Origin of the sequence: Spirulina sp. CCY15215, assembly GCF_016888125.1 — a bacterium.
GTDB lineage: Bacteria > Cyanobacteriota > Cyanobacteriia > Cyanobacteriales > Spirulinaceae > CCY15215.
In genome coordinates, this window is the sequence record NZ_JACSWA010000282.1 from 1 (window position 1) to 19,988 (window position 19,988).

The following is a 19,988-nucleotide window of genomic DNA, read 5'->3' on the forward strand; positions in this document are numbered from 1 at the left end:
ATTGGATGCTTTTATCAGAATCTTTGGGTTTGGAGACCAAACCCCTACAATTGGATGCTTTTATCAGAATCTTTGGGTTTGGAGACCAAACCCCTACTTTTTAAAACTTCCTCTCCAATGGCTTGAACAACCTGCGGCACAACAGCATTACCAAATTGCCGATAGGCTTGATTGTCGGAAACTGGGATTTTGAAATTATCGGGAAATCCCATTAATCTTGCACATTCTCGAGGAGTTAAACGGCGCGGATTTTTGCCTGCTTGGGGAATTAAAATTTCTGCACCATCTTTATAGTATCTTGCACTGAGTGTTCGCGAAATTCCTTCTAGATCGGCTAAACCATAACCAAAACCATTGCCTTTTATGCGATGTTTTTCTGCATAATTTTGTAAATATTCCCAGAGGCGATCGGATAATGTATATTTTTCTGCTACTTCGGTTTCTAAAATATCTTTTACTTTGGGGTTAAGATTGGACAATTCAGGAAAATTAAACTCAGTCGGTTCAGAGAAACCCACAATAAAAATGCGCTTGCGGTTTTGCGGTACAACTGAACGCGCATCTAAAACTTGATGGTAAATTTGATAACCTAATTCTGCTTCTAAGGTTTTTGTAATTATTCCAAATGTCTCGCCTTTATTATGACTTTGCAAGTTTTTGACGTTTTCTAAAATGAAACATTTGGGTCTTTTTTCTTTCAGAATGCGAACAATTTCAAAAAATAATGTTCCTTGGGTTTTGTGTTCAAATCCATGTTTTGAACCAAGGGCATTATGTTTGGTAACGCCAGCAATACTAAAGGGTTGACAGGGAAAACCAGCCGTTAAAATATCGCAATCGGGAATATCTTGTTCTGGGATTTTGCTAATATCTCCAAAAATCTCTCCCTCAAAATTCTCTTTGTAAGTTTGTTGAGAAAACTTGTTCCATTCTGATGAAAAAACGCTTTGACAGCCGAGATTATCTAGAGCGATTCTAAAGCCTCCAATACCTGCAAAAAGTTCGATAAATGTATAGAATTTTGATGTCATCTTCTCAGATTAATATTGAATCTTTTATTATAGCACGATTGTTGTAATTTTCTGCCAATTAATTTGGCGATCGCCTTTCCTGAATTTTGCCAAAATTGTTATTTATTGAAAGGGGATAGTTATTAAAAATTCTGTTCCTGTTCCGAAAGTTGAAATACATTCTAAAGTACCGCCGTGTTTTTCCGTGACAATTTGATAGCTAATGGATAAACCTAAACCGGTTCCTTTGCCGATTTCCTTGGTCGTAAAAAAGGGATCGAACAAGCGTTGTTGAATCTCTTCTGGTATTCCAGAACCATTGTCAGCAATGCTAATTTCTAACTTTTTACTGTCAATAATTTGCGTGCGAATGCGAATGGTACTGGGTTGATTTTGAACTCCCTCATCAGTGCGATCGCATTCCTCCAAAGCATCGAGAGCATTACTGAGAATATTCATAAACACTTGATTTAATTGTCCGGCATAACATTCAATTTTTGGCAAGTCGCCATACTCCCGTATAATTTCAATAGCTTGGCGATCGCTTTTGGCCTTCAAGCGGCTTTGTAAAATGGTTAATGTACTTTCAATTCCAGCGTGAATATCGACGGATTTTTTCTCAGATTCATCCATGCGAGAGAAAGTGCGGAGAGAAATCACAATTTCCCGAATGCGATCGGCTCCCGTTTGCATAGAAGTAAATAATTTGGGCAAATCTTCTAATAAAAAAGTTAGCTCGATCGCCTCCATTTCTTCGACAATTTCTGGGACGGGTTGAGGATAGTGAGTTTGGTAGAGATCGAGCAAACCGATAACATCGCGCAAGTAATTATCGGCATGATTGAGATTACCATAAATAAAATTCACGGGATTATTAATTTCGTGGGCAACTCCCGCGACCAACTGCCCTAAACTGGACATTTTTTCGGTTTGAATGAGTTGAGTTTGGGTGCGACGCAATTCCTTTAAAGTTGTTTCTAGTTCCTCCGCTTTAGCCCGAGCGATCGCGGCGGATTCTGTCGCTTTGGCAAATAATTGAGACTGGTTTATGGCGATCGCCAATTGACCGATCGCCGCAACCAAAAGTTCAACTTCAGGATCACTCCAAGAACGAATGGAACGATTTTGGTTGCAGCCAATAATAGCAATAGTATCCGCAGAAATACGCATGGGAATATTGAGGATCGATTTAATATTTAATTCTTCAAGAAGTTGGCGAAAGATCGGCTCTTCAACCCAAGTCACATCCGGTTCGCGAATTATTTCCATTTGGAAGATTCTCTCGGCCAAAGAGCCGATACTGGAGACAGGATAGCGACCAATAATGCTAGAAACATCTTCACTGCGAGATTCCGCGACAACATCCCAATATTCCCCTTCCTCTGTTATCGAATGCAAAACAAAATAAACGCGATCGATGTTCAAAAAATGACGAATTTCCTGGAGTGCTAATTCAATGATGTCCTGTTCCGGTGTGGCCAGGGAACTGCGAATTTGATTGGAGAGGGAATTGAGGAGTCTTTCCCGTTCGACTTGTTCTTGTAAGCGCTGTTTGGACTCGATTAGGGCAATTTCCGATCGCTTGCGATCGCTAATATCCGTAGCAATGGTTACTAAACCGACAATCTCTTGATGTCTGTCCAGAATAGCATTTGCCCGCAAAAAGACTTGCAAAACATCTCCCGTTAAAGACTGTTGTTCAACTTCATGGCTCCAAGTCCTCCCACTCATTACTGTAGTAAACAGACCTTGGATCGCCGAAGGGTCGTTAAACAAACTGGAAATTCCCCCCCAACGTCGCAATTGAGAGACAGTTTCGCAGCCATAGAGTTGACAAAAAGCGCGGTTGATATACAGGATCGAACCACTGGCATCGGCAATGGCGATCGCGTCGCTGGCACTGTCTACGGCTTGTTTATAGCGGGTGAGTTCTGTGGAAACCCGCACGCGATCGCTGAGATCTCGGGTCACACTGGCAAAAGCCAAGGGTTCTCCGGTGCGAGAAGAGCGAATCGTAAACAGCGTACTATCCACAGGAATGATTTGTTGGGTCGCAAAATTGCGGAAGCGAAATTCTCCTCGCCAAGACCCTCTTTCGAGGAGTTTCGGTAAAATTTCCCGCTCAAATAGCCCCCGATCTTCAATGGGAAGATAGTCGGCTAGGCTATATTTTTGGGCTGCTTCGAGGGATTCGAGTCCCACTAATTCCAGTCCGGCCGCATTGAGAAAAATACTCTGTCCTTCTAGGCTAGTTATACCGATAAAATCCGAGCTATTTTCCACCAAAGCCGCTAATTTTTGCATTTCCTTCTCGGCTTTTTTCCGTTCGGTAATATCGCGAACGGTAGCGAGGATAACGGTTTGATCGTGGAGGATAATGCGCCGCAAGCGCACTTCTACATCAAGTTTGGTTTCCTCTTTGGGGCTTTTTGCTTGCCATTCAAATTGCAATTCTTCCCCTTCTCGGGCGCGATGCCAAATTTCGGGGAGTTGTTCGATGTCGGCTTCGCAAGCAGTATAATCGGCGATCGCATATTGGCTGGCTTCTTGGTGAGTTACGCCAAATAAAGATAGGGTGCGATCGTTAACCTCAAGGATATTCCCCTCGAGGTCGTGGATAAAAATAGCATCATAAACCCCATTAAAAATGGTGCGGAGGTCTTGTTCGGAGGTTTGCAGGGCATTTTCCACCTGTTTGCGATCGGTAATATCGGTGCAGGTGCCAACATAGCCGGTAATGTTCGTGCGATCGTGGGCATCGCTGATGGCACAGGCTTGGGCGTAAACCCACCGAATCGAGCCATCAGAACGCAGAAAACGAAATTCTGATTGAAATAACTGACGTTCCTCTAGGAGGGTGGCTGAGGCTTCTGTGTCCATGAGATGCCATTCCCGCAAGACTCGCCGACGATCCTTTGGGTGAATGGCATTGAACCAACCCATCCCTAAAATGGCTTGAGGGGTCAATCCTGTTAAAATACAGGCTTGTTGGTTGCCGTAAATGCAATGTCCTTGGCGATCGGTATGAAAAATCCCCACGGGGGAGGTTTCCGCGAGGACTTGGTAACGACGTTCACTTTGACGTAGGGCTTGTTCGATTTTCTTGCGCTGGGTAACGTCAGTAATGGAGATGAGAACGTGAGGTGCAGTATCTCCAGGTAAAAATAAGGGACGCTTAATGGTTTCTGTCCAAAAGGTTTTTCCTTTGATGGCGATCGCGCGATCTTCAGAAATGATTTTTTCTTGCAGGGTCGTTAAAACTTCTAAATTTTCTTGTTGGAAGCGTTCGATCTGGGGGGTTGGAGCAAATAAATCTTCATCTTTTTTACCAATAATTTCCTCAGCATTCACGTCTAAGGCTTCTGCTAAAGCGCGATTGGCGAGGATATACACCCCTTCGCTATCTTTAACAAAGAGCCAATTGGGGGTGGTATCGAGAACCTGTTGTAATAAGTCTTGGTGGTGTTGCAGTTGAGCTTCGGCGTGTTTGCGATCGGTAACATCCCGAGCAACAGCATAGATTTTATCCTGTTCTAATAGTGCGGTACAAGTCCAAGCAAGCCATTTATAAGTACCATCTTGACAAAGATAGCGATTTTCAAAACTGACGATTTTCTTGCCTGCAGCGAGGTCGTTTGCGATTTTAACGGTGGCTTCGCGATCGCTAGGATGGACAAATTCGAGAAAGGGTTTACTGGTCAGTTCTTCCTCACTCCAGCCGAGGGTTGCTTCCCAAGCGGGGTTAAGATGCTGGAAATAACCATCAAATCCTGCGAGGCAAATCATAGAGGGATAATTTTGGAAAATCTCAACCCAAGAAATTTCGGCTTTGAGGCGATCGCCAGCGAAGCGAGAATGCAATATTACACCGCCAATTTCTCCTGTATCCCTGTGCCACGGTTTCACCTCCCATTCAACCCATTCGGTTCGGCCATCCAACAATTGTAAGGGTTCAGCTTGTCCTCGTTCTGTTGCTCCTGCTAAACAGCGTTGATGAATATCCTGCCAATGGGAGGGTAGATGAGGAAAAGTATGGTAATAGGATTGACCGATAATATCGTGCTTTAAGCCATAATCCTCCAACCAACACTGGCTCACCAAAAGATAACGCATTTCGCGATCGCACAAGGCTAGAGCAACAGGAGATTGTTCGATAACAACTTGCAATAAATCTTGCATCGGACTTGATAGGGTTTGTTGATTCTTAGGTGATTATTCATCGTTCATCGTTCATCATTCATCATTTCCCCTCAACGCTTGCTCATATTTTTGACCGGCTCCTTTCCAAGTATAATTTTGTTCGATGAGTTGGCGACCATTTTGAGAGAGGGTTTGGCGTAAATCGGGGTCGCTAAAAAGACGAGCGATCGCCCCTATATATTCTTCGACGGTATTTGTTCTTAAAGCCCTTAAGGGAATCTTATCCCCTTCTATTTCTAAACCTTCTAGCCCGCGATCGCTACCAATAACGGGAACTCCTGCGGCCATTGCTTCGATGGTTTTATTTTTGATTCCGAAGCCAGTTTGTAGGGAAACGACGCAAACTGTGGCTTGATGGAGGCACTCTACCATTGAGGGAACTCTTCCGGTGACAATAACCCCAGGATATTCGGCTAAAGCTAAAACTTCTGGGGTGGGACGATTACCGATGATGCTATAAGTAACATCGGGGTATTTTTCTCGCAGTTGAGGTAAAACCTTAAGGACGAAAAAACGGGCAGCATCGATGTTGTGAGTTAAGTCCATCGAGCCGACAAAAATTAAATTTTGTCCCCCTGGATCTGTGCTGCGATAGGGGAATAATTCCAGATCAACTCCATTGGGAATTGCTTCAATTTTGGCGTTGGGACTGAGTTGCTGCAATTGTCGTGCATCGTCCTCGGTTGTCACAACAACACGATCGCAGGTGTCGCAGTAGTGTTTTTCGTAACGATAGAGAATGGGAAGATAGAGGCGATCGCGTTGGGGATTTTCCGATGCTCCCATTTTGATATAGTTAATTGTTCCCCAGTACATGGAACTGTGGACGTTAACAAGGGTTCTTACGCGATCGCGAAATTGGGGGCGAATATACACCGCATTGGCACTATGCTCGCAGGTAATGGCATCGCATTTCCCCTCTTTAACATAGCGATCGACCAAGGCTTGTATTTCGGGGGAATAACGGTGTAAAACGTTGGGGGGAATACCTTTAATCAAAGACTCCAGAAAACGCCTGCCTTTTGCCCATATTCCGGCAATTCCTTGAAGCGGGATTTCATCGGGAGGGAGGGGAAATATAATTAAATCCTCGACCAAGTTTTTGAGTTCTTCGATGTCGCGATCGCTCACATCGGGCGATCGTTGGGCGACCAGAGTAATAGAATGATTGTGCTGCAAGGCTTTGACCAGATTAAAGGTTCTAACTTCCGTTCCCGAGCGACTGGGTGGATAGGGAAAGGTGGAAGAAATCATTAAAATATTCATCAATCTAGGGGTAAATGTATTGAACTCTTTTTTATCATAGGCAAATTTTGACTCGCTATTTTTTTCCTGTTATTCTTCAATTATGAAAAAAGTCACCATTCCCGCAAATGCCCCTGTAAGCTGGCAAGAGGTCAATTATTACGACCAACTGGAAATTTATGGCGATCGCCGCATTCTCGGTCATACCTATGCTTACAATAATCGCCGCAAAGTAGTCATTGATTTAATTCAAAAAGTTGCTGCACCTCCTGCTAAAATTCTCGATGTGGCTGCATCCCAAGGAAATTACACTCTTTGGCTGGCAGAGTTGGGTTACGAGGTAACATGGAACGATTTACGAGCAGATTTAATCGATTATGTCAAACTTAAACATGAAAAAGGTATTGTTCATTATGCCCCAGGTAACTTATTTGAGTTAGGCTTTGATGCTTGTTTTGATGTAGTCGTGATTACAGAAATTATCGAACACGTTGCCCATCCCGATGAGTTTCTCCAGAAGATTTCCCAATTGGTAAAACCTGGAGGTTATATTGTTATGACCACACCCAATGGCGAATATATTCGTCACAATCTTCCCAAGTTTTCTGACTGTCCCGATCCGTCGCAATACGAAGAATTACAGTTTAATCCTAATTCCGATGGTCATATTTTCTTACTCCATTCTGATGAAATTCCTCCCTTAGTCGAACAAGCAGGACTAAAAATTGTTGAATTTTGTTTATTTACCAATTCTTTGACAAACGGACATATTAAACTAGAATTTTTGCTCAAAATTCTCCCTAAATCAATGGTCGATGCTACAGAGTCTTTTACCCAATCATTACCTGCACCCTTACAGCGAAAACTTCATAAAGGAATGGCTGTTTTAATGACCCGTCCAGCCTAATCAATGCAAAATGGAGAAATCTTTTATCTGTAAGGGGTAAATCATGCCAGAAAAATCTTTTCTTTCCATTGTTACACCAACCCGAGGCAATTTTTCTGATTATTGGTTAGAACAATTATTAAATGTTCGTGGCGATCTTGAATTTGTTTTAGTTTATTATCCTGGTGTCCCGATCAAGGCGATCGCCGATACAAGAGTTAAAACAATTGTCAGTCCCTACAAAGGGGAAATGATGCAAAGATTTCTGGGCTTTTTAAATGCAACGGGAGAGTATGTATTAGCTCTCGATGATGATGATTTTGTCCATCCCAATATCTTAGAGTTAGCCAAGGGTTATTTTCAAAAGTTTCCCGAAAGTTGGGTTTTACGTCTTAAAAGTAATAAAATTGACCAGAATGAACCAGAAAAAGTTAAAGCAGAATGGCCGCCTATTCCCGATCTCAACTCTTTAAAAGTTTTGGATAGAAGTACCCCAGAAACCCGCTCTATTACCCTACAAACCATTACTATCGCTCCCTTAGAAAATGCTTTAGACTGGCGTTTATTGATTCCTTTCATCGGTTTATTTATTGTTTTTTTAGATCGACGAGATGCCGAAGGAAATCCTATTACTAAGCGACGGGATGCTCGCGGACCTCATATTGAGAACTTTAATAATAAGATTTGGAATAATTCTATGTTACAACAGATATTGCCAGAAATATCGCGATCGACGAAAATTTTAGGCAGTTTAACTTGGGTTCCTAGTTCCGCTTTCGATCGCCTTGTGGGTTTATTTTTCCAAGCATATTTTTACCAAAAAGAGAGCGCGATCGGTCATTGGATGCCAGATCCAGAACAAATTCGTTTTGTTGATAAAGATCCGAAGTTGAAACCCCCTCGGTTTCATGTTGCTTCAGATTTTTTACTGATCAAATACTTTCCACAATATGGCTATTTTTGGAATTTATTTCTGTTTTCATTTTATGGTTCTTTTCGCGCTTTGGGAAAACTGATGAAGTGGAAATTAACAAAGAAAAAAGTTGGAACTCAGAAGATAAATTTAATTTAAAGGAGTATGTGCGTGAAAGAATCTATTAAAGAAAGTATTTGGGATATTATTTCCTTTTATCAACGCTTGAAACTGGGTAAACTGGGAAAAGGGTCAAAACTCAGTCTTCAATCTCGAATTCATGGGATAACCAAAAACATTTTCATTGGTAATAATGTTATGGTGGGTAGATCTGCAACTATTTTTTGTGAATCATCTACAACATCCCTCAAAATTGGCGATCGCACTAATGTTGGTATTTCTGTTATTATTAAATGTTATGGAGGAAATATCAAAATCGGCAATGATTGTAGTATCAATCCCTTTTGTGTTTTATATGGTCAAGGTGGTTTAACAATCGGAAATTGTGTCAGAATTTCACCTCATACAGTAATTGTCCCATCCAATCACAAGTTTGACGATCCAGATATACCAATTTTCAAACAAGGCTTAACAAAGAAAGGAATTACCATTGAAGATGATGTTTGGATTGGAGCAGGAGCTAAAATTTTAGATGGTTGTATAATCGGTAAAGGTTCAGTAATTGGTGCAGGTACAGTCCTGACAAAAAGCGTAAAACCTTATTCTATTGTCGTTGGTGTCCCCGGTAAAGTAGTGGGTCAAAGAGGAGAGAGTAAAACGAAATAGAGGTTTGTTTTTACATCCATGTTCTCAATTCTCTACGATCGCAACCATCAGAAAATGTCAAAAAATGACACAAAAGCTGATAGAGTGATAGCTTGTGACGAAAATATAGGAACGAGGGATTAATGCAAGCTATAGACGACAAAACCATCGTTAAAGATTACTTTAATAGCAAAGGATTCGATCGCTGGCGCAGAATTTATGGCGATGGCGATGATATCAGCAAAGTTCAACTGGATATCCGCAATGGACACCAGAAAACCATCGATCGCGTTCTCTCCTGGTTGCGAGAAGATGGTAATATTGCCGAATTGTCGGTTTTTGATGCAGGATGTGGGGTAGGAAGTTTGAGCATTCCCCTTGCTAAAGCTGGGGCGACGGTATATGCCAGCGATATCTCAGAAAAAATGGTGGGAGAAGCGAAAGAAAGAGCCGAAAAAAGTCTTCCTGATACAAGTAAACTGATTTTGGAAACCCACGATCTAGAAACAGTTGAGGGAAAATATCACACGGTTATTTGTTTGGATGTTCTCATTCATTATCCCCCCAAGGAACTCGAACAAATGTTAGGGCATTTAGCCAGTTTAGCAGAATCTCGTCTCATTTTAAGTTTTGCACCGTTTACAGTTTGTTTAATGCTATTGAAAAAGGTTGGCGAATTGTTTCCAGGACCGAGTAAAACGACCCGCGCTTATATGCACCATAAGTTTGATATTATAGATATATTGGAACAGAAAGGTTTTATAATTAAGCGCAAAGAGATGATAGGAACTCGTTTTTATTTCTCCTATTTACTTGAAGCGGTGCGGAAAAACAGTTAAATGATAACAGTTAAATGTTATCATTTGAATCCAGTCTTCTCTCTAAATATAGTTCTCGCTGAGTTGATAATTTTTCGTTGATTTTGAACCCTCTATCTTGTAATTGAGAACACACAAATTTGATTTTCTCAGTCCCGATTACTTCTTTGTGAACCTCCATAATGACTTTCTCGATGTTGTAGAGATCGGCATATTGCATGAGGTTATATTCTCCACCTTCAATATCAACAATTAGAACATTGGGGTTATTTTTTTTAATTTCTTTATTGAAGGGTTTAACAGGAACTTGAATCAGGCGATCGGTTTTGCGAACTTGAATTAATGAAGAAGACCAAAACCGTTTTGAAACATAAAAATCTTGTTCTCCAGCTTGTTCTCCTAAAAGGCAAAAATTGACTTGGGGAGAAACCTGGTTGAGTTCATAAACTTGACGAATATACAGTTCTAAGGCAGGATTTGCTTCATAGGTAAAAACATTATCAGAACCGACTATTTGGGCGCAATAGGTGGAGAGAAATCCCCATCCTGTACCAAGTTCCATAACGCGATCGCCTTCTTGCAATATTGCTTTGACAATTTTCAATTCTTCCCGTTCATAAGAATACTGCCAATGTAATATTTCTAAAGGTTTCCTCTGTAACTCTGGTGGAATTGGCATTTTTATGCCAGAAATATTAACGATTTTGTTGGTTTTGCCTAACTTGCTGTACTCTGAAGCAATAGATATGTTCATCAACGCGATCGAACTTTTTATGTTTCTTTGTACCATTTCGATCGCCTCGGCGGCCTTAAATTTTACTTGTTGCATTTTGAGTTTTTTATGCTATGGTAATTTACTGTTCAGAGATCGTGCTACTTTGATACAAGTTACCATATCTGCATCGGTTTTAATCGCTTCTGGGTTAATGTGAGTAATGGTAGCGCGATCGCCTCTATTTTTTAAGGCTTCAATGAGACGCGATCGCGGGGGAATATCCATTTTTCCGCGTCGCCCTATTTCCCCTAATGTATAAAAATAAGGCGGAAAATCTGCTTCTCCTATCATAATTTCCAACAATTTTACACAAGCATTCCAACCCCATTCTCTCGCTAAATCTTGCATTTTTTTGAGGGTAAGGCGATCGTGTAAAACCCCCAACCACATTGCACCAGTTAGAGTTAAAGGAGTACGATCGCACGAACAAATACATTGTCCCAATTTGCGCCAAGAAATAGTCTTATATTCCCCACAAGCGTGACAATAGCCCAAAAAACCATAGTTTTCAGGGGTGATTTGTTGTTGAGACAATAAACGCACCATTATCCGATAAGTTTCCCCTATATAAAAGGAAAAAATAGGTTCAATTCCTCTTCCTTGACTCGCTGCTTGTTGCTGCATTGCGCCAATAATTAAGCGTAAAGATTGTTCTTGGGCGGCGGGATGAGAACGGGCATAAGCGCCATAATTGGCTAAACTATTTTGGGGGAGGTGTCCGGTTCCGGTGCGTCCGTCTGTACTGGTGATATAAATTAGACCCCCAATTTTGGTCGCCCAAAGTGCCGTACTTAAATAAGGTGCAGCAGACCCAAAACCATCAACATCGACGAGATCGTAATAGTCTTTGCGATCGAAACAGCGAAAAAAGAGACGGTGGACATTTTCACAGGTGACTTGACATTGTTGGGAGGCGATCGCTGCGTGTAAATTTGCTTCCAGTAGCGATCGGCGATCGGGGTTTCCTTCGTTGGTTAAAAGCCAATTAGCCCCACTTTCTAACCAATAGCGCAAACTCCGTACTCCACAACCCGCCATTGCTTCTAATACTCGTAATTGTCCCATTTCTTGTCGATAAATTGCCGCCGCTAAAACCCCTAAATCTCGAACAATACGGCTTTCTGGGCGAAAAAATGCCTTTCCTATGCTAAATTGTGCTTTTCCTTCTTCCTGTATCATAAAAAAACATCAATTAAACATCAATTATCTACAGGAATTTCAATGATAAATTCTGTCCCTTCTCCTAGGGTAGAATGACACTTTAATTTTCCCTGATGCCGTTCTACAATGATTTTATAACTGACAGATAATCCCAAACCCGTTCCTTGACCGACAGGTTTTGTCGTAAAGAAAGGCTCAAAAATACGATGTTGCGTCTCTTCATTAATTCCCATGCCATTATCAGCAATTTTAATATAAATATAGGTTGAATTTTTTACAGATGTTTCGATTTTAATATATTTTAACTCTTTTTCTGATTCCTGTAAAGTGTCGATCGCATTACTAATGATATTTAAAAAGGCTTGATTAAGTTGACCTGCATAACATTCAACTAAAGGTAACTCCCCATAATTGCGACGAACTTCAATAGTTTCTTGGGTTGCTGGGAGATAGAGACGATTTTCCAAAATAGTTAGGGTACTTTCAATTCCTTGATGGATATTCACTCGTTTTTTATCTGATTCATCAAGTCGGGAAAAATTACGCAATGAAACAACAATTTCCCGAATGCGATCGGCACCAACTTCCATTGAATCAATAAGTTTAGGTAAATCTGCCTCTAAAAATTCTAAATCAATTTCGTATTGCTGTTCCTTGATTTTAGAAGTCGGATTTGGATATTCTTGTTGATAGAGATCGATACATTTTAATAAATCCTCAGCATAATTCCTAACATAAGCCAAGTTGCCGTAAATAAAATTAACAGGATTGTTTATTTCATGGGCAATTCCTGCAACAAGTTGTCCCAAGCTAGACATTTTTTCTTGTTGGACTAACTCTGCTGTCATTTGTTGGTTTTCTTGAAAAATATGCGAAATTGTTTCAAACCAAAGCAACCAATCTCGAGTAATATTTTCAGGGATTTCTGGATTTTTATTCTGGCTAGATTGCTCAATATACCGAATGAGTTGGTTAGCTGGGATAATAAATTCTCCTGCAATAATTTGATTGGCGATCGCCAGCATTAAAGTTAAACCAATTAAGAGAAGACCCCAACCTAATCCCAGTTGAGTTAAAATGGGCATTAAAATATCGACTTTTTGAGCAAAAAAGACTAAAGACCAAGGAGCTTGATGTAAATTAGAATGCAGAAATAAATATTGTCCGAATTCTTGACTATCTAAGTTTTCTCCTTGTAGAAACTGATACACTTTTTCTCTTAAATTTACAGAAATAAGATTCCACAAGGATTGAATTTCAAGAGTAGGATTGTTGAGATTTTCAGGAGAAGCTAAGACTTGTCCACCATTATTAATCAAAAATAATCTTCCCTGGCTAAACTTTGATTTTTCTAAAATTTTACTCAATTCATCTAGAGTAACATCAAGAGCAATTGTTCCGCGAAATTCGTTCTCTTCATAAACAGGAGCAGCACAAGTCACGCTAATATTATTATTCTCTGGATCGAGATAAGCTGTTGTCCAAAATTGTTCGCGATCGGGATTATTTTTCGGCAGCGATCGCTCATACATTTCCGATGCTAATAAATCAGTGTGGAACTGAAAATCTTGCGAATTAACCCAAGGAAAACGGTTAATAAACTTTTCTTGAGAGAGATAATAAGCACGAATATCATTAGGAATAACCTTTAACGCAGTCTGAAATAAAGGATTGAGGGCAAATGCCATCCCAATTTCTCGATAAAAATTGTAGTCGCGATCGCGCAGAGTTCCCAATCCCGTTAAATTGCCAATTAAGCGATCGGTATAAGGTGGTGGAATCCTGTTTAAATTATAGGATATTTGTCCTTTTTCTTCCGTTTCTTTTAAATTATCAAAGAGAAGAGATTCGGCGATTCCAATTTGACCAATTTCGTAAAAAGAATTCGCTCTTACCTGCATTTGTTCGACATAATCTGCCGTCGTTTTAATCGATTCATCAACTTGAATTGCTGCTTCTTGAACTCGTTCTCGAACTAAATTAATTTCAGCATAGTATTGAAATTGAAGTTGCCAATAAAAAAGAATTGAGACAACGATCGCAAAAATAACGATAGTGAGACGAATAATAAAATTATAGCGAGAAAAAATCATTCAAGTAATTTTTTTGTGTATATATTAAGATGCACAAAAATGAGTATCTTTAAAACAGATGCACTTTGCTGATGCAATGCTCCGGAAAGAAACTCAGACTAGATGTTAGCTATTTTACAGAACTGTGGCACGCGATCGGGAGAGAAAACTAAAGGAATGGGAAAAAGATGCGATTTCGCGATCGCGAATTGATCGCACTGGGAACAGATTACCCGACTACAAACGTCCTGAAAGAAAATATTGTTTTGTTTGGGAAGGAGAAAAAACGTGAGCGATCGCATTAAAACACTGGTCTTGACTTTAACGACAGCAACTCTAATCATGGGTGCTATTCCTCCCTTACCCACTTTCGCCCAAAATGAAGTTTTATACGATTGTATCGTTGAAACCGGTCGTGGACGACAACGAGAACGCCAAGGGATGAACCGGGCGATGGCTTGGGGGTATTTAGGGAATGATGTAGAGGAAAATTCGCGAGGGGTTCTTAGCAGTTGGCGAGGAAAATGCACTCCTCGCAATGCACCAAGTTCTACTCCTGAACGGACAATTCCTCCTTCTTCTTCTAGACCTTCTTCTCCTAGGCCTTCTTCTCCTCAACCTTCTTCTCCACAGCCTTCAACTTCCTCTCAACCGTCCACATCAACGGGACTCCTCAATAGTTGCCAAAATGAGGTTGCTGCAAGGTTAGCAGGGACACAAGCTAATAACGTCAATGTGGAATCTTCTTCTGTTGATGCAGGGGGAAATGCGATCGTTAATTGGAATAGTCCTGCGGGACAATCGGGGTTTTGTCGAGTCGATCCTTTTGGTAATATCATTGAGTTTCGTCAAAATTAATGGCAAAAGAATGAGAAATAAAATCAGTTAGAAAACTTTACAGAAGGGGTGTTAAATTTAGCACCCTTTTCTGTCGATCGCAGGAAAAATAAGCTAGAATCGCGATCGTTAATCGTCTTAAATTCAGGGAAAACGAAAATTATGGCAATGATTATTGGCTTTCTTGTTACGGCTTTAGTGACGGCGGTAAGTTTGCTCATTATTTCTCGCTTACCGCTAGGAATTGAAATAGATAGTACGGAAAAAGCAATTTGGGCGGGAGTTATCCTAGGACTTCTTAATGGCTTAGTCAAGCCTGTTTTGTTTGTTTTGACACTACCTATTACTATTCTGACTCTTGGCATTTTTACACTATTTTTGAATGCCTTTATTTTTGGAATTACTGCTAAATTAGTCGAAGGATTTCGGCTCAATTGGGGGATATGGAGTGCTTTATTAGGCGCGATCGCTTTGGGAATTATTAATTCAATTCTCAACTCGATCTTGCTCCGAATCTTTCCTACTTTCGGTTAAAGTCTTATAGGGTAGGTATAGGTATTGCCTGCCCTAGTGGTCTGTCAAGGATTTTTTGGCGGGTAAGGGCGATCGCTATAACCCTAATCCATTTCAATGGATTTTTTGTATGAGACAGGGATTTTCAATCCCTGGCGGATCGGGCTATAAGGCTATTCTCTCAATAGTAAAACAGAAAATATCTTCTGAAAAATATTTGTTGATTAGCAATTTTTGCTCTATTTGAGGAAAAGAACAGCCATTAAAATTGCTGCGATCGCGCCAATTAAGGTGTTAATAATATTTACAACTTCATTGGTTAAGAAAGTAAATTTTTCTTGTATAGTTGCCCCGATAACACTTTCTAAATTGGTAGCAATAAAGGCAGCAAGAATACACCAAAGAATCCCGAAAGGAGAAATGGTATTCAACCCCCAGGCGAGAAAGGCGATCGCAGCAGAAGCGACAATTCCAGCTAGAGTTCCTTCTAAACTTACTGCTCCTTCTGTACCGCGAGGAACGGGTTTTAAGGTAGTAATTAAAAAAGTTCGTTTTCCATAAGCCTTGCCAATTTCGGACGCACAAGTATCGGAAAGTTTGGTACAAAAACTGGCAATATAACCTAATATAAATAATCCTTGCCAAGGTTCGCTAACAAGAAGAGTTCCTAAAGCGCATAGGGTGCCAATTAACGCCGATCCCCAAACATTTTCCGGACCCCGCAAACCCGATCGCCCTTCGGCAATTCCTGCGGCTTCTTTTTCTGCTTTACCGATGCGCGTTACTCCCGATCCAACGAGAAAATAAAACATTACTACGAGATACCCTTGCCAAGCAAGAGTTCCCCAAATAATAACCCCAAGAATCCATGCGTGCAAATAGCCCCAAGGAGTCAAGAGTTTTTTAGGCGAAATAAAGGCAAAACCTAGTAAAATTGTGTTGAGGGCGATCGCGACAACCCAAGGGTTAAACCAATCAATATTCATAGGTTTGAGAATTGATAGGACACGCTTCTAATATACGCCCCAAAGGAACAAACCTCAAGTTTTGGTTAAAGCAGGTTAATTTCAGATTAAAATTATAAGGTACGCGATCGCCAACATTCTCGAAATTGTGGAACAACAAAATAAAGTCACTTCTAGCAAACTGATTCCCCAAGCCTTTATTCCTTTTTCTGCCCGTCTTATGGCTGCTTTGAGGGCAAAAGAAACAGCGAGAAAAGATCGACTTTTTAGCGATCCTTTTGCTGCACAATTAGCAGGAGAAGATGCTTTTAATTTTGCCAATACAAAATCCCTCCCTCGCGATATAGCTTATCTCGCTATTCGCACAAAATTATTTGACGATTTTTTTCAAGAAGCCATGACAAATATTTCCCAAGTTGTTATATTAGCAGCAGGAATGGATACGCGAGCATATCGTCTTTCTTGGCCAGAGAATACTTGTCTTTACGAACTAGATTTTGCTGGTATTTTAGAGTATAAAGAGAATATTATCGGCAGGGTTTCTCCTAATTGCCAGCGCATCGCGATCGCCGCCGATTTAACGCAACCTTGGACGCATTTACTGCTAGAACAAGGCTATCAACGCGATCGCCCTTCGATTTGGCTCTTAGAAGGATTATTAATGTATCTTGAAGCATCTCAATGCGATCGATTGATGCAGGATATACTCGACTTAACAGCACCAGGGAGTCAATTGGGTTTAGATTTGATCGATCGCCAAGCAGTCAATTGCGAACCTTTTAATGGTTACTTTCAGTTTGGAGTTGACGATCCAGAAGGATTTCTCAAACAGTATGGTTGGACTGCTCAAATCATCGATCCTGCTGAACTAGCAGTCAATTTCGGACGCTTTAAAAATGTATTACCTCCCCACAATAGTAACAATTCCGCACGAGCTTTTCTGATTCAGGCTCATAAATAATTTAATATTTAATGATCGGCGATCGCGCTAAAGTGGAATAACTCTACTATTATTAGTCAGAGTAATTCACAGGGTATTAACCAAATTGGCACAATCGAGACGTTCAAACATTGCTTTTCTAGCTTGCAAGGCAAGAGAGTCGTCAAGTTTGCTTAAAGAAATTGCCTCTTGATACTTGTGACGCAAGGCTGTTTGAATTAGCCAGTCAGCAATAAAAGGATTTTTGGGCAACAAAGGACCGTGGGAATAGGTGGCGATCGCATTGCCGTAAAATGCCCCTTCCCAGCCATCCTCGCCGTTATTGCCATAGCCTTTAATCACCTTGCCCAGGGGGGCAACATTGCCCAAATAAGTTCGCCCTCCGTGGTTTTCAAAGCCGATAGCGATGGGAGTTTCTCCCAATATTGCCCGCAACTCTTCCGCAAGAGGAGAAGCTGTAATTTCTAAAACTACATTGCCAATACAGCGAGGGGCATCAATACCAGGGTGCTTGGTAACGAGATCGAAAACCCCCAACCCGTCGATGCGTTGCCCGAGGGCAGGTTCGTAATATTTGCCCAAAAGTTGCGGGGAACCGCAGGTAAATACTCCTGGTGTGCCTCCGTCAATTTTGCCGCGAAATTTCTCTGCCTTTGCCCCTTGTAGGTCCCGCATGACAATTTCTTGCTGGCGATCTTGCGCCCCACCGCCGACAATAACATCAACGAGATCGAATTGACTGGCCTCGCTTTGGCGATCGAGAGGCACGATCGCCGCGTCAATACCTCGCCACTGACAGCGCTGTTGCAAGCAAATCACGTTACCGCGATCGCCATAGGTACTCATTAGTTTGGGATACAACCAGCCGATTTTTAATTCCATTGCCAATCTTTTCTTGAAAGTTTGCGGGATTTCTTTGCAATTCTAGGGCTTTAAGGGGCGATCGGCAATTTATGACGTTACGAATGCGATCGCATTTTTTCGCTTATAATAATTTTGGTTATTGTTTTACACAAAGAATTATGTCACGTCCAATAGAAATGGAAGAGTTAAATTTAGAACTTGCTGAAATAATTACCAAACTGGAAAGCGATCGCCAACAGCAACGATTAAAAAGAGTTCGCTATTCTTTGAATAATTTATCAGTTTGAAGGGAAAGTTTTAAACTATAGCGATCGAGCTAAGTTGTAAAGCAAAGATTAAAAGGCACTCTCTGCGATCGTTTTTCTGTTTTCCTCGATCATATCGCACTTTTAATAAGGTAAGTTATTTATGGAATTGCGTTGGATTCAGCTTATTTTAGCACGTGAGAATACAAGATACAATTTCTTTTGCGATCGCATTACTCGAGCGTGTTGATTGTTGTAGAGTTAATGTACAATTGTATGAGCGATCGTAGAACAATCAAACAATTAAAGAGCAGATTGCACTTTTAATTGGGTGAGTTATTGGAGGATACTACAACACCACTGTAGCAGCAGAATCTCGTCGTTTAATTACTGCAATTAATAATGGGCAGTTTATTATGCTTTTGAGCGATCTGGTACTCGCAGAACTTGCTAATGCTCCCCAAGACGTTCAAAATGTTTTGATGACCATTCCAGACCAACAGATTGAGTATTTTCCTTTGACGGCTGAAGTTTTGATGCTGCGCGATGCTTATATTGCTGCAGGAGTAGTGAAGGAAAAATCGATTAACGATGCAGGTCATGTAGCTGCTGCTACAGTTGCTCGTGCTAGTGCAATTGTCTCATGGAATTTTACACATATTGTTAGATTAGGTAAAATTCGGGGTTATAATCAAGTTAATTTAGCAAATGGTTACGGTATTTTAACCATTATTTCACCTCAAGGAGTCGGATACGATGAAAACAACTGAGTTAGATTTCGATTTTATGGCTCATCGAGAGCATTGTCAGGAGAAGATATACAAAGATATTCATTCACTCACGTATCAAGAACAGATTAAGTATTATCAATCGCTGATCGCTAAAAGTTCTTTGGGGAAATTATGGCAGTCTCTACAGGAGAAAGATAATCAAATTTAATGAGATGAGTTATTCATCGAGGTGCAGATTCTTTCGATATTCCTTTGCTTTTCTGTAATAATATAAAGATTTATCAAGGTCTTCCAAATATTGAAAAATTTTTCCCAAATGGTAAAAACGATATGCTGTACTACGAACTCCTAATTCAACATAATTAATTTCAGACTCAAGTTTTACAGCTAATTTACTGGCTTCTTTTGATTTTCCTGTAGAAGCAAACAAAGATGCTAAATTAAGTAATGCTCTTACATTGTAACTATATAACAAATCTGATTTTTCGGTTTTGAAAATAACTTCTTGTAAATATTTAATTCCTTCTTCAAATTCTCCAATATCGATTTTACATATTCCAATATTATACAAATACAATATATTTAATACTTTTATTTCAAGCACATATTTATTTGTTTTTTCAAGATTATCGCAATAATTTTTAATTATTTGCAGGGTTGTTTTTCCCTGTCCCCCCGCACTTAGATTTTTGCACAAACTGAGATTTGTATTCTTCACCCTCTGTGCAAGAGTGTGCAAGATTGGCGTGTCAATATCAAGATAACTCAAGTTAGAGCAAAAGGAGACAGAACCATGAGTTCCTTTGAACGTCGTTATCTGGTTATCGCGATCGCCAGTTTAATCTTACAGATCGCAGGTTTGCTAACCGAGTTTTACCAACCCCGCGAAACGATTCTCGCAACACCTGCGGTAATTCGAGTCGATCGATAAAACTCGGCGATCGAATGGACGCAAATATTAAGGGCGCAAGCAAATATTAAGGGCGCAAGCAAATATTAAGGGCGCAAGCAAATATTAAGGGCGCAAGCAAATATTAAGGGCGCAAGC

At 40.5% G+C, this 19,988-nt stretch carries 21 protein-coding genes; 12 read left to right on the forward strand and 9 right to left on the reverse strand.

The window, feature by feature from the left end; all coding sequences use genetic code 11:
* Positions 1 to 44: 44 nt before the first annotated feature.
* From dcm to JUI58_RS03505, 3 genes are all read right to left on the reverse strand, one after another.
* Entirely contained in the window at positions 45 to 1,031 is a 987-nt protein-coding gene (gene dcm / locus JUI58_RS03495; protein WP_204102356.1) for a DNA (cytosine-5-)-methyltransferase, read from the reverse strand.
* 102 nt (positions 1,032 to 1,133) lie between these two features.
* On the reverse strand, positions 1,134 to 5,189 hold the full coding sequence (locus JUI58_RS03500; RefSeq protein WP_204102357.1) for a PAS domain S-box protein: 4,056 nt from the start codon (positions 5,187 to 5,189) through the stop codon (positions 1,134 to 1,136).
* A gap of 54 nt (positions 5,190 to 5,243) precedes the next feature.
* Positions 5,244 to 6,476 (reverse strand): glycosyltransferase family 4 protein, encoded by a 1,233-nt coding sequence (locus tag JUI58_RS03505; protein ID WP_204102358.1) that lies wholly within the window; start codon positions 6,474 to 6,476, stop codon positions 5,244 to 5,246.
* Between the two features lie 82 nt (positions 6,477 to 6,558).
* Here JUI58_RS03505 and JUI58_RS03510 point away from each other — a divergent pair, with 82 nt between their 5' ends.
* From JUI58_RS03510 to bchM, 4 genes are all read left to right on the forward strand, one after another.
* The gene (locus JUI58_RS03510) at positions 6,559 to 7,362 is read left to right on the forward strand and encodes a methyltransferase domain-containing protein (RefSeq protein ID WP_204102359.1); all 804 of its coding nucleotides are present in this window, start codon (positions 6,559 to 6,561) and stop codon (positions 7,360 to 7,362) included.
* Between the two features lie 43 nt (positions 7,363 to 7,405).
* Positions 7,406 to 8,413, forward strand: a complete 1,008-nt coding sequence (locus JUI58_RS03515; protein ID WP_204102360.1) for a glycosyltransferase family A protein — start codon at positions 7,406 to 7,408, stop codon at positions 8,411 to 8,413.
* A 12-nt stretch (positions 8,414 to 8,425) separates the two neighbouring features.
* On the forward strand, positions 8,426 to 9,040 hold the full coding sequence (locus tag JUI58_RS03520) for an acyltransferase (RefSeq protein ID WP_204102361.1): 615 nt from the start codon (positions 8,426 to 8,428) through the stop codon (positions 9,038 to 9,040).
* A 122-nt stretch (positions 9,041 to 9,162) separates the two neighbouring features.
* A complete protein-coding gene (gene bchM, locus JUI58_RS03525; RefSeq protein WP_204102362.1) occupies positions 9,163 to 9,858 on the forward strand; it encodes a magnesium protoporphyrin IX methyltransferase in 696 nt (231 codons plus the stop codon).
* Positions 9,859 to 9,868: 10 nt separating this feature from the next.
* Here bchM and JUI58_RS03530 read toward each other — a convergent pair whose 3' ends face one another.
* The 3 genes from JUI58_RS03530 to JUI58_RS03540 are packed head-to-tail and all read right to left on the reverse strand — an operon-like array spanning position 9,869 to position 13,866.
* Complete coding sequence (locus tag JUI58_RS03530; RefSeq protein WP_204102363.1) at positions 9,869 to 10,666, reverse strand: FkbM family methyltransferase; 798 nt, start codon at positions 10,664 to 10,666, stop codon at positions 9,869 to 9,871.
* A 15-nt stretch (positions 10,667 to 10,681) separates the two neighbouring features.
* Complete coding sequence (locus tag JUI58_RS03535; protein ID WP_204102364.1) at positions 10,682 to 11,791, reverse strand: tRNA (guanine-N1)-methyltransferase; 1,110 nt, start codon at positions 11,789 to 11,791, stop codon at positions 10,682 to 10,684.
* A gap of 20 nt (positions 11,792 to 11,811) precedes the next feature.
* Entirely contained in the window at positions 11,812 to 13,866 is a 2,055-nt protein-coding gene (locus tag JUI58_RS03540) for an ATP-binding protein (protein ID WP_204102365.1), read from the reverse strand.
* A gap of 124 nt (positions 13,867 to 13,990) precedes the next feature.
* Here JUI58_RS03540 and JUI58_RS03545 point away from each other — a divergent pair, with 124 nt between their 5' ends.
* The 3 genes from JUI58_RS03545 to JUI58_RS03555 are packed head-to-tail and all read left to right on the forward strand — an operon-like array spanning position 13,991 to position 15,216.
* Positions 13,991 to 14,137: a hypothetical protein gene (locus tag JUI58_RS03545; protein WP_204102366.1), complete on the forward strand. Its 147-nt coding sequence runs from the start codon at positions 13,991 to 13,993 to the stop codon at positions 14,135 to 14,137.
* The gene (locus JUI58_RS03550; RefSeq protein ID WP_204102367.1) at positions 14,134 to 14,703 is read left to right on the forward strand and encodes a hypothetical protein; all 570 of its coding nucleotides are present in this window, start codon (positions 14,134 to 14,136) and stop codon (positions 14,701 to 14,703) included. The genes JUI58_RS03545 and JUI58_RS03550 overlap by 4 nt, the downstream gene beginning before the upstream one ends.
* Before the next feature lie 48 nt (positions 14,704 to 14,751).
* Positions 14,752 to 15,216 carry a phage holin family protein gene (locus tag JUI58_RS03555; RefSeq protein ID WP_348539826.1) on the forward strand — a complete coding sequence of 155 codons (465 nt, stop codon included), beginning with the start codon at positions 14,752 to 14,754 and terminating at the stop codon, positions 15,214 to 15,216.
* A 218-nt stretch (positions 15,217 to 15,434) separates the two neighbouring features.
* On the opposite strand, the gene JUI58_RS03560 is transcribed toward JUI58_RS03555, so the two are convergent.
* Entirely contained in the window at positions 15,435 to 16,181 is a 747-nt protein-coding gene (locus JUI58_RS03560; protein ID WP_204102368.1) for a TIGR00297 family protein, read from the reverse strand.
* Between the two features lie 127 nt (positions 16,182 to 16,308).
* Here JUI58_RS03560 and JUI58_RS03565 point away from each other — a divergent pair, with 127 nt between their 5' ends.
* Positions 16,309 to 17,121: an SAM-dependent methyltransferase gene (locus JUI58_RS03565; RefSeq protein WP_204102369.1), complete on the forward strand. Its 813-nt coding sequence runs from the start codon at positions 16,309 to 16,311 to the stop codon at positions 17,119 to 17,121.
* A gap of 66 nt (positions 17,122 to 17,187) precedes the next feature.
* Here the strand turns inward: JUI58_RS03565 and JUI58_RS03570 are convergent, their stop codons facing one another.
* Positions 17,188 to 17,982 (reverse strand): type 1 glutamine amidotransferase, encoded by a 795-nt coding sequence (locus JUI58_RS03570; RefSeq protein WP_204102370.1) that lies wholly within the window; start codon positions 17,980 to 17,982, stop codon positions 17,188 to 17,190.
* A gap of 140 nt (positions 17,983 to 18,122) precedes the next feature.
* On the opposite strand from JUI58_RS03570, the gene JUI58_RS26920 reads away from it, so the two are divergent.
* From JUI58_RS26920 to JUI58_RS03580, 3 genes are all read left to right on the forward strand, one after another.
* On the forward strand, positions 18,123 to 18,251 hold the full coding sequence (locus JUI58_RS26920) for a hypothetical protein (RefSeq protein WP_275414297.1): 129 nt from the start codon (positions 18,123 to 18,125) through the stop codon (positions 18,249 to 18,251).
* A 374-nt stretch (positions 18,252 to 18,625) separates the two neighbouring features.
* Positions 18,626 to 18,979 carry a hypothetical protein gene (locus tag JUI58_RS03575; protein ID WP_204102371.1) on the forward strand — a complete coding sequence of 118 codons (354 nt, stop codon included), beginning with the start codon at positions 18,626 to 18,628 and terminating at the stop codon, positions 18,977 to 18,979.
* A complete protein-coding gene (locus JUI58_RS03580; RefSeq protein ID WP_204102372.1) occupies positions 18,966 to 19,148 on the forward strand; it encodes a hypothetical protein in 183 nt (60 codons plus the stop codon). The genes JUI58_RS03575 and JUI58_RS03580 overlap by 14 nt, the downstream gene beginning before the upstream one ends.
* Positions 19,149 to 19,157: 9 nt before the next feature.
* Here the strand turns inward: JUI58_RS03580 and JUI58_RS03585 are convergent, their stop codons facing one another.
* On the reverse strand, positions 19,158 to 19,658 hold the full coding sequence (locus tag JUI58_RS03585) for a hypothetical protein (RefSeq protein WP_204102373.1): 501 nt from the start codon (positions 19,656 to 19,658) through the stop codon (positions 19,158 to 19,160).
* Positions 19,659 to 19,733: 75 nt separating this feature from the next.
* Between JUI58_RS03585 and JUI58_RS03590 the strand changes: the two genes are divergently transcribed.
* Complete coding sequence (locus tag JUI58_RS03590) at positions 19,734 to 19,871, forward strand: hypothetical protein (RefSeq protein ID WP_204102374.1); 138 nt, start codon at positions 19,734 to 19,736, stop codon at positions 19,869 to 19,871.
* Positions 19,872 to 19,988 lie beyond the last annotated feature (117 nt).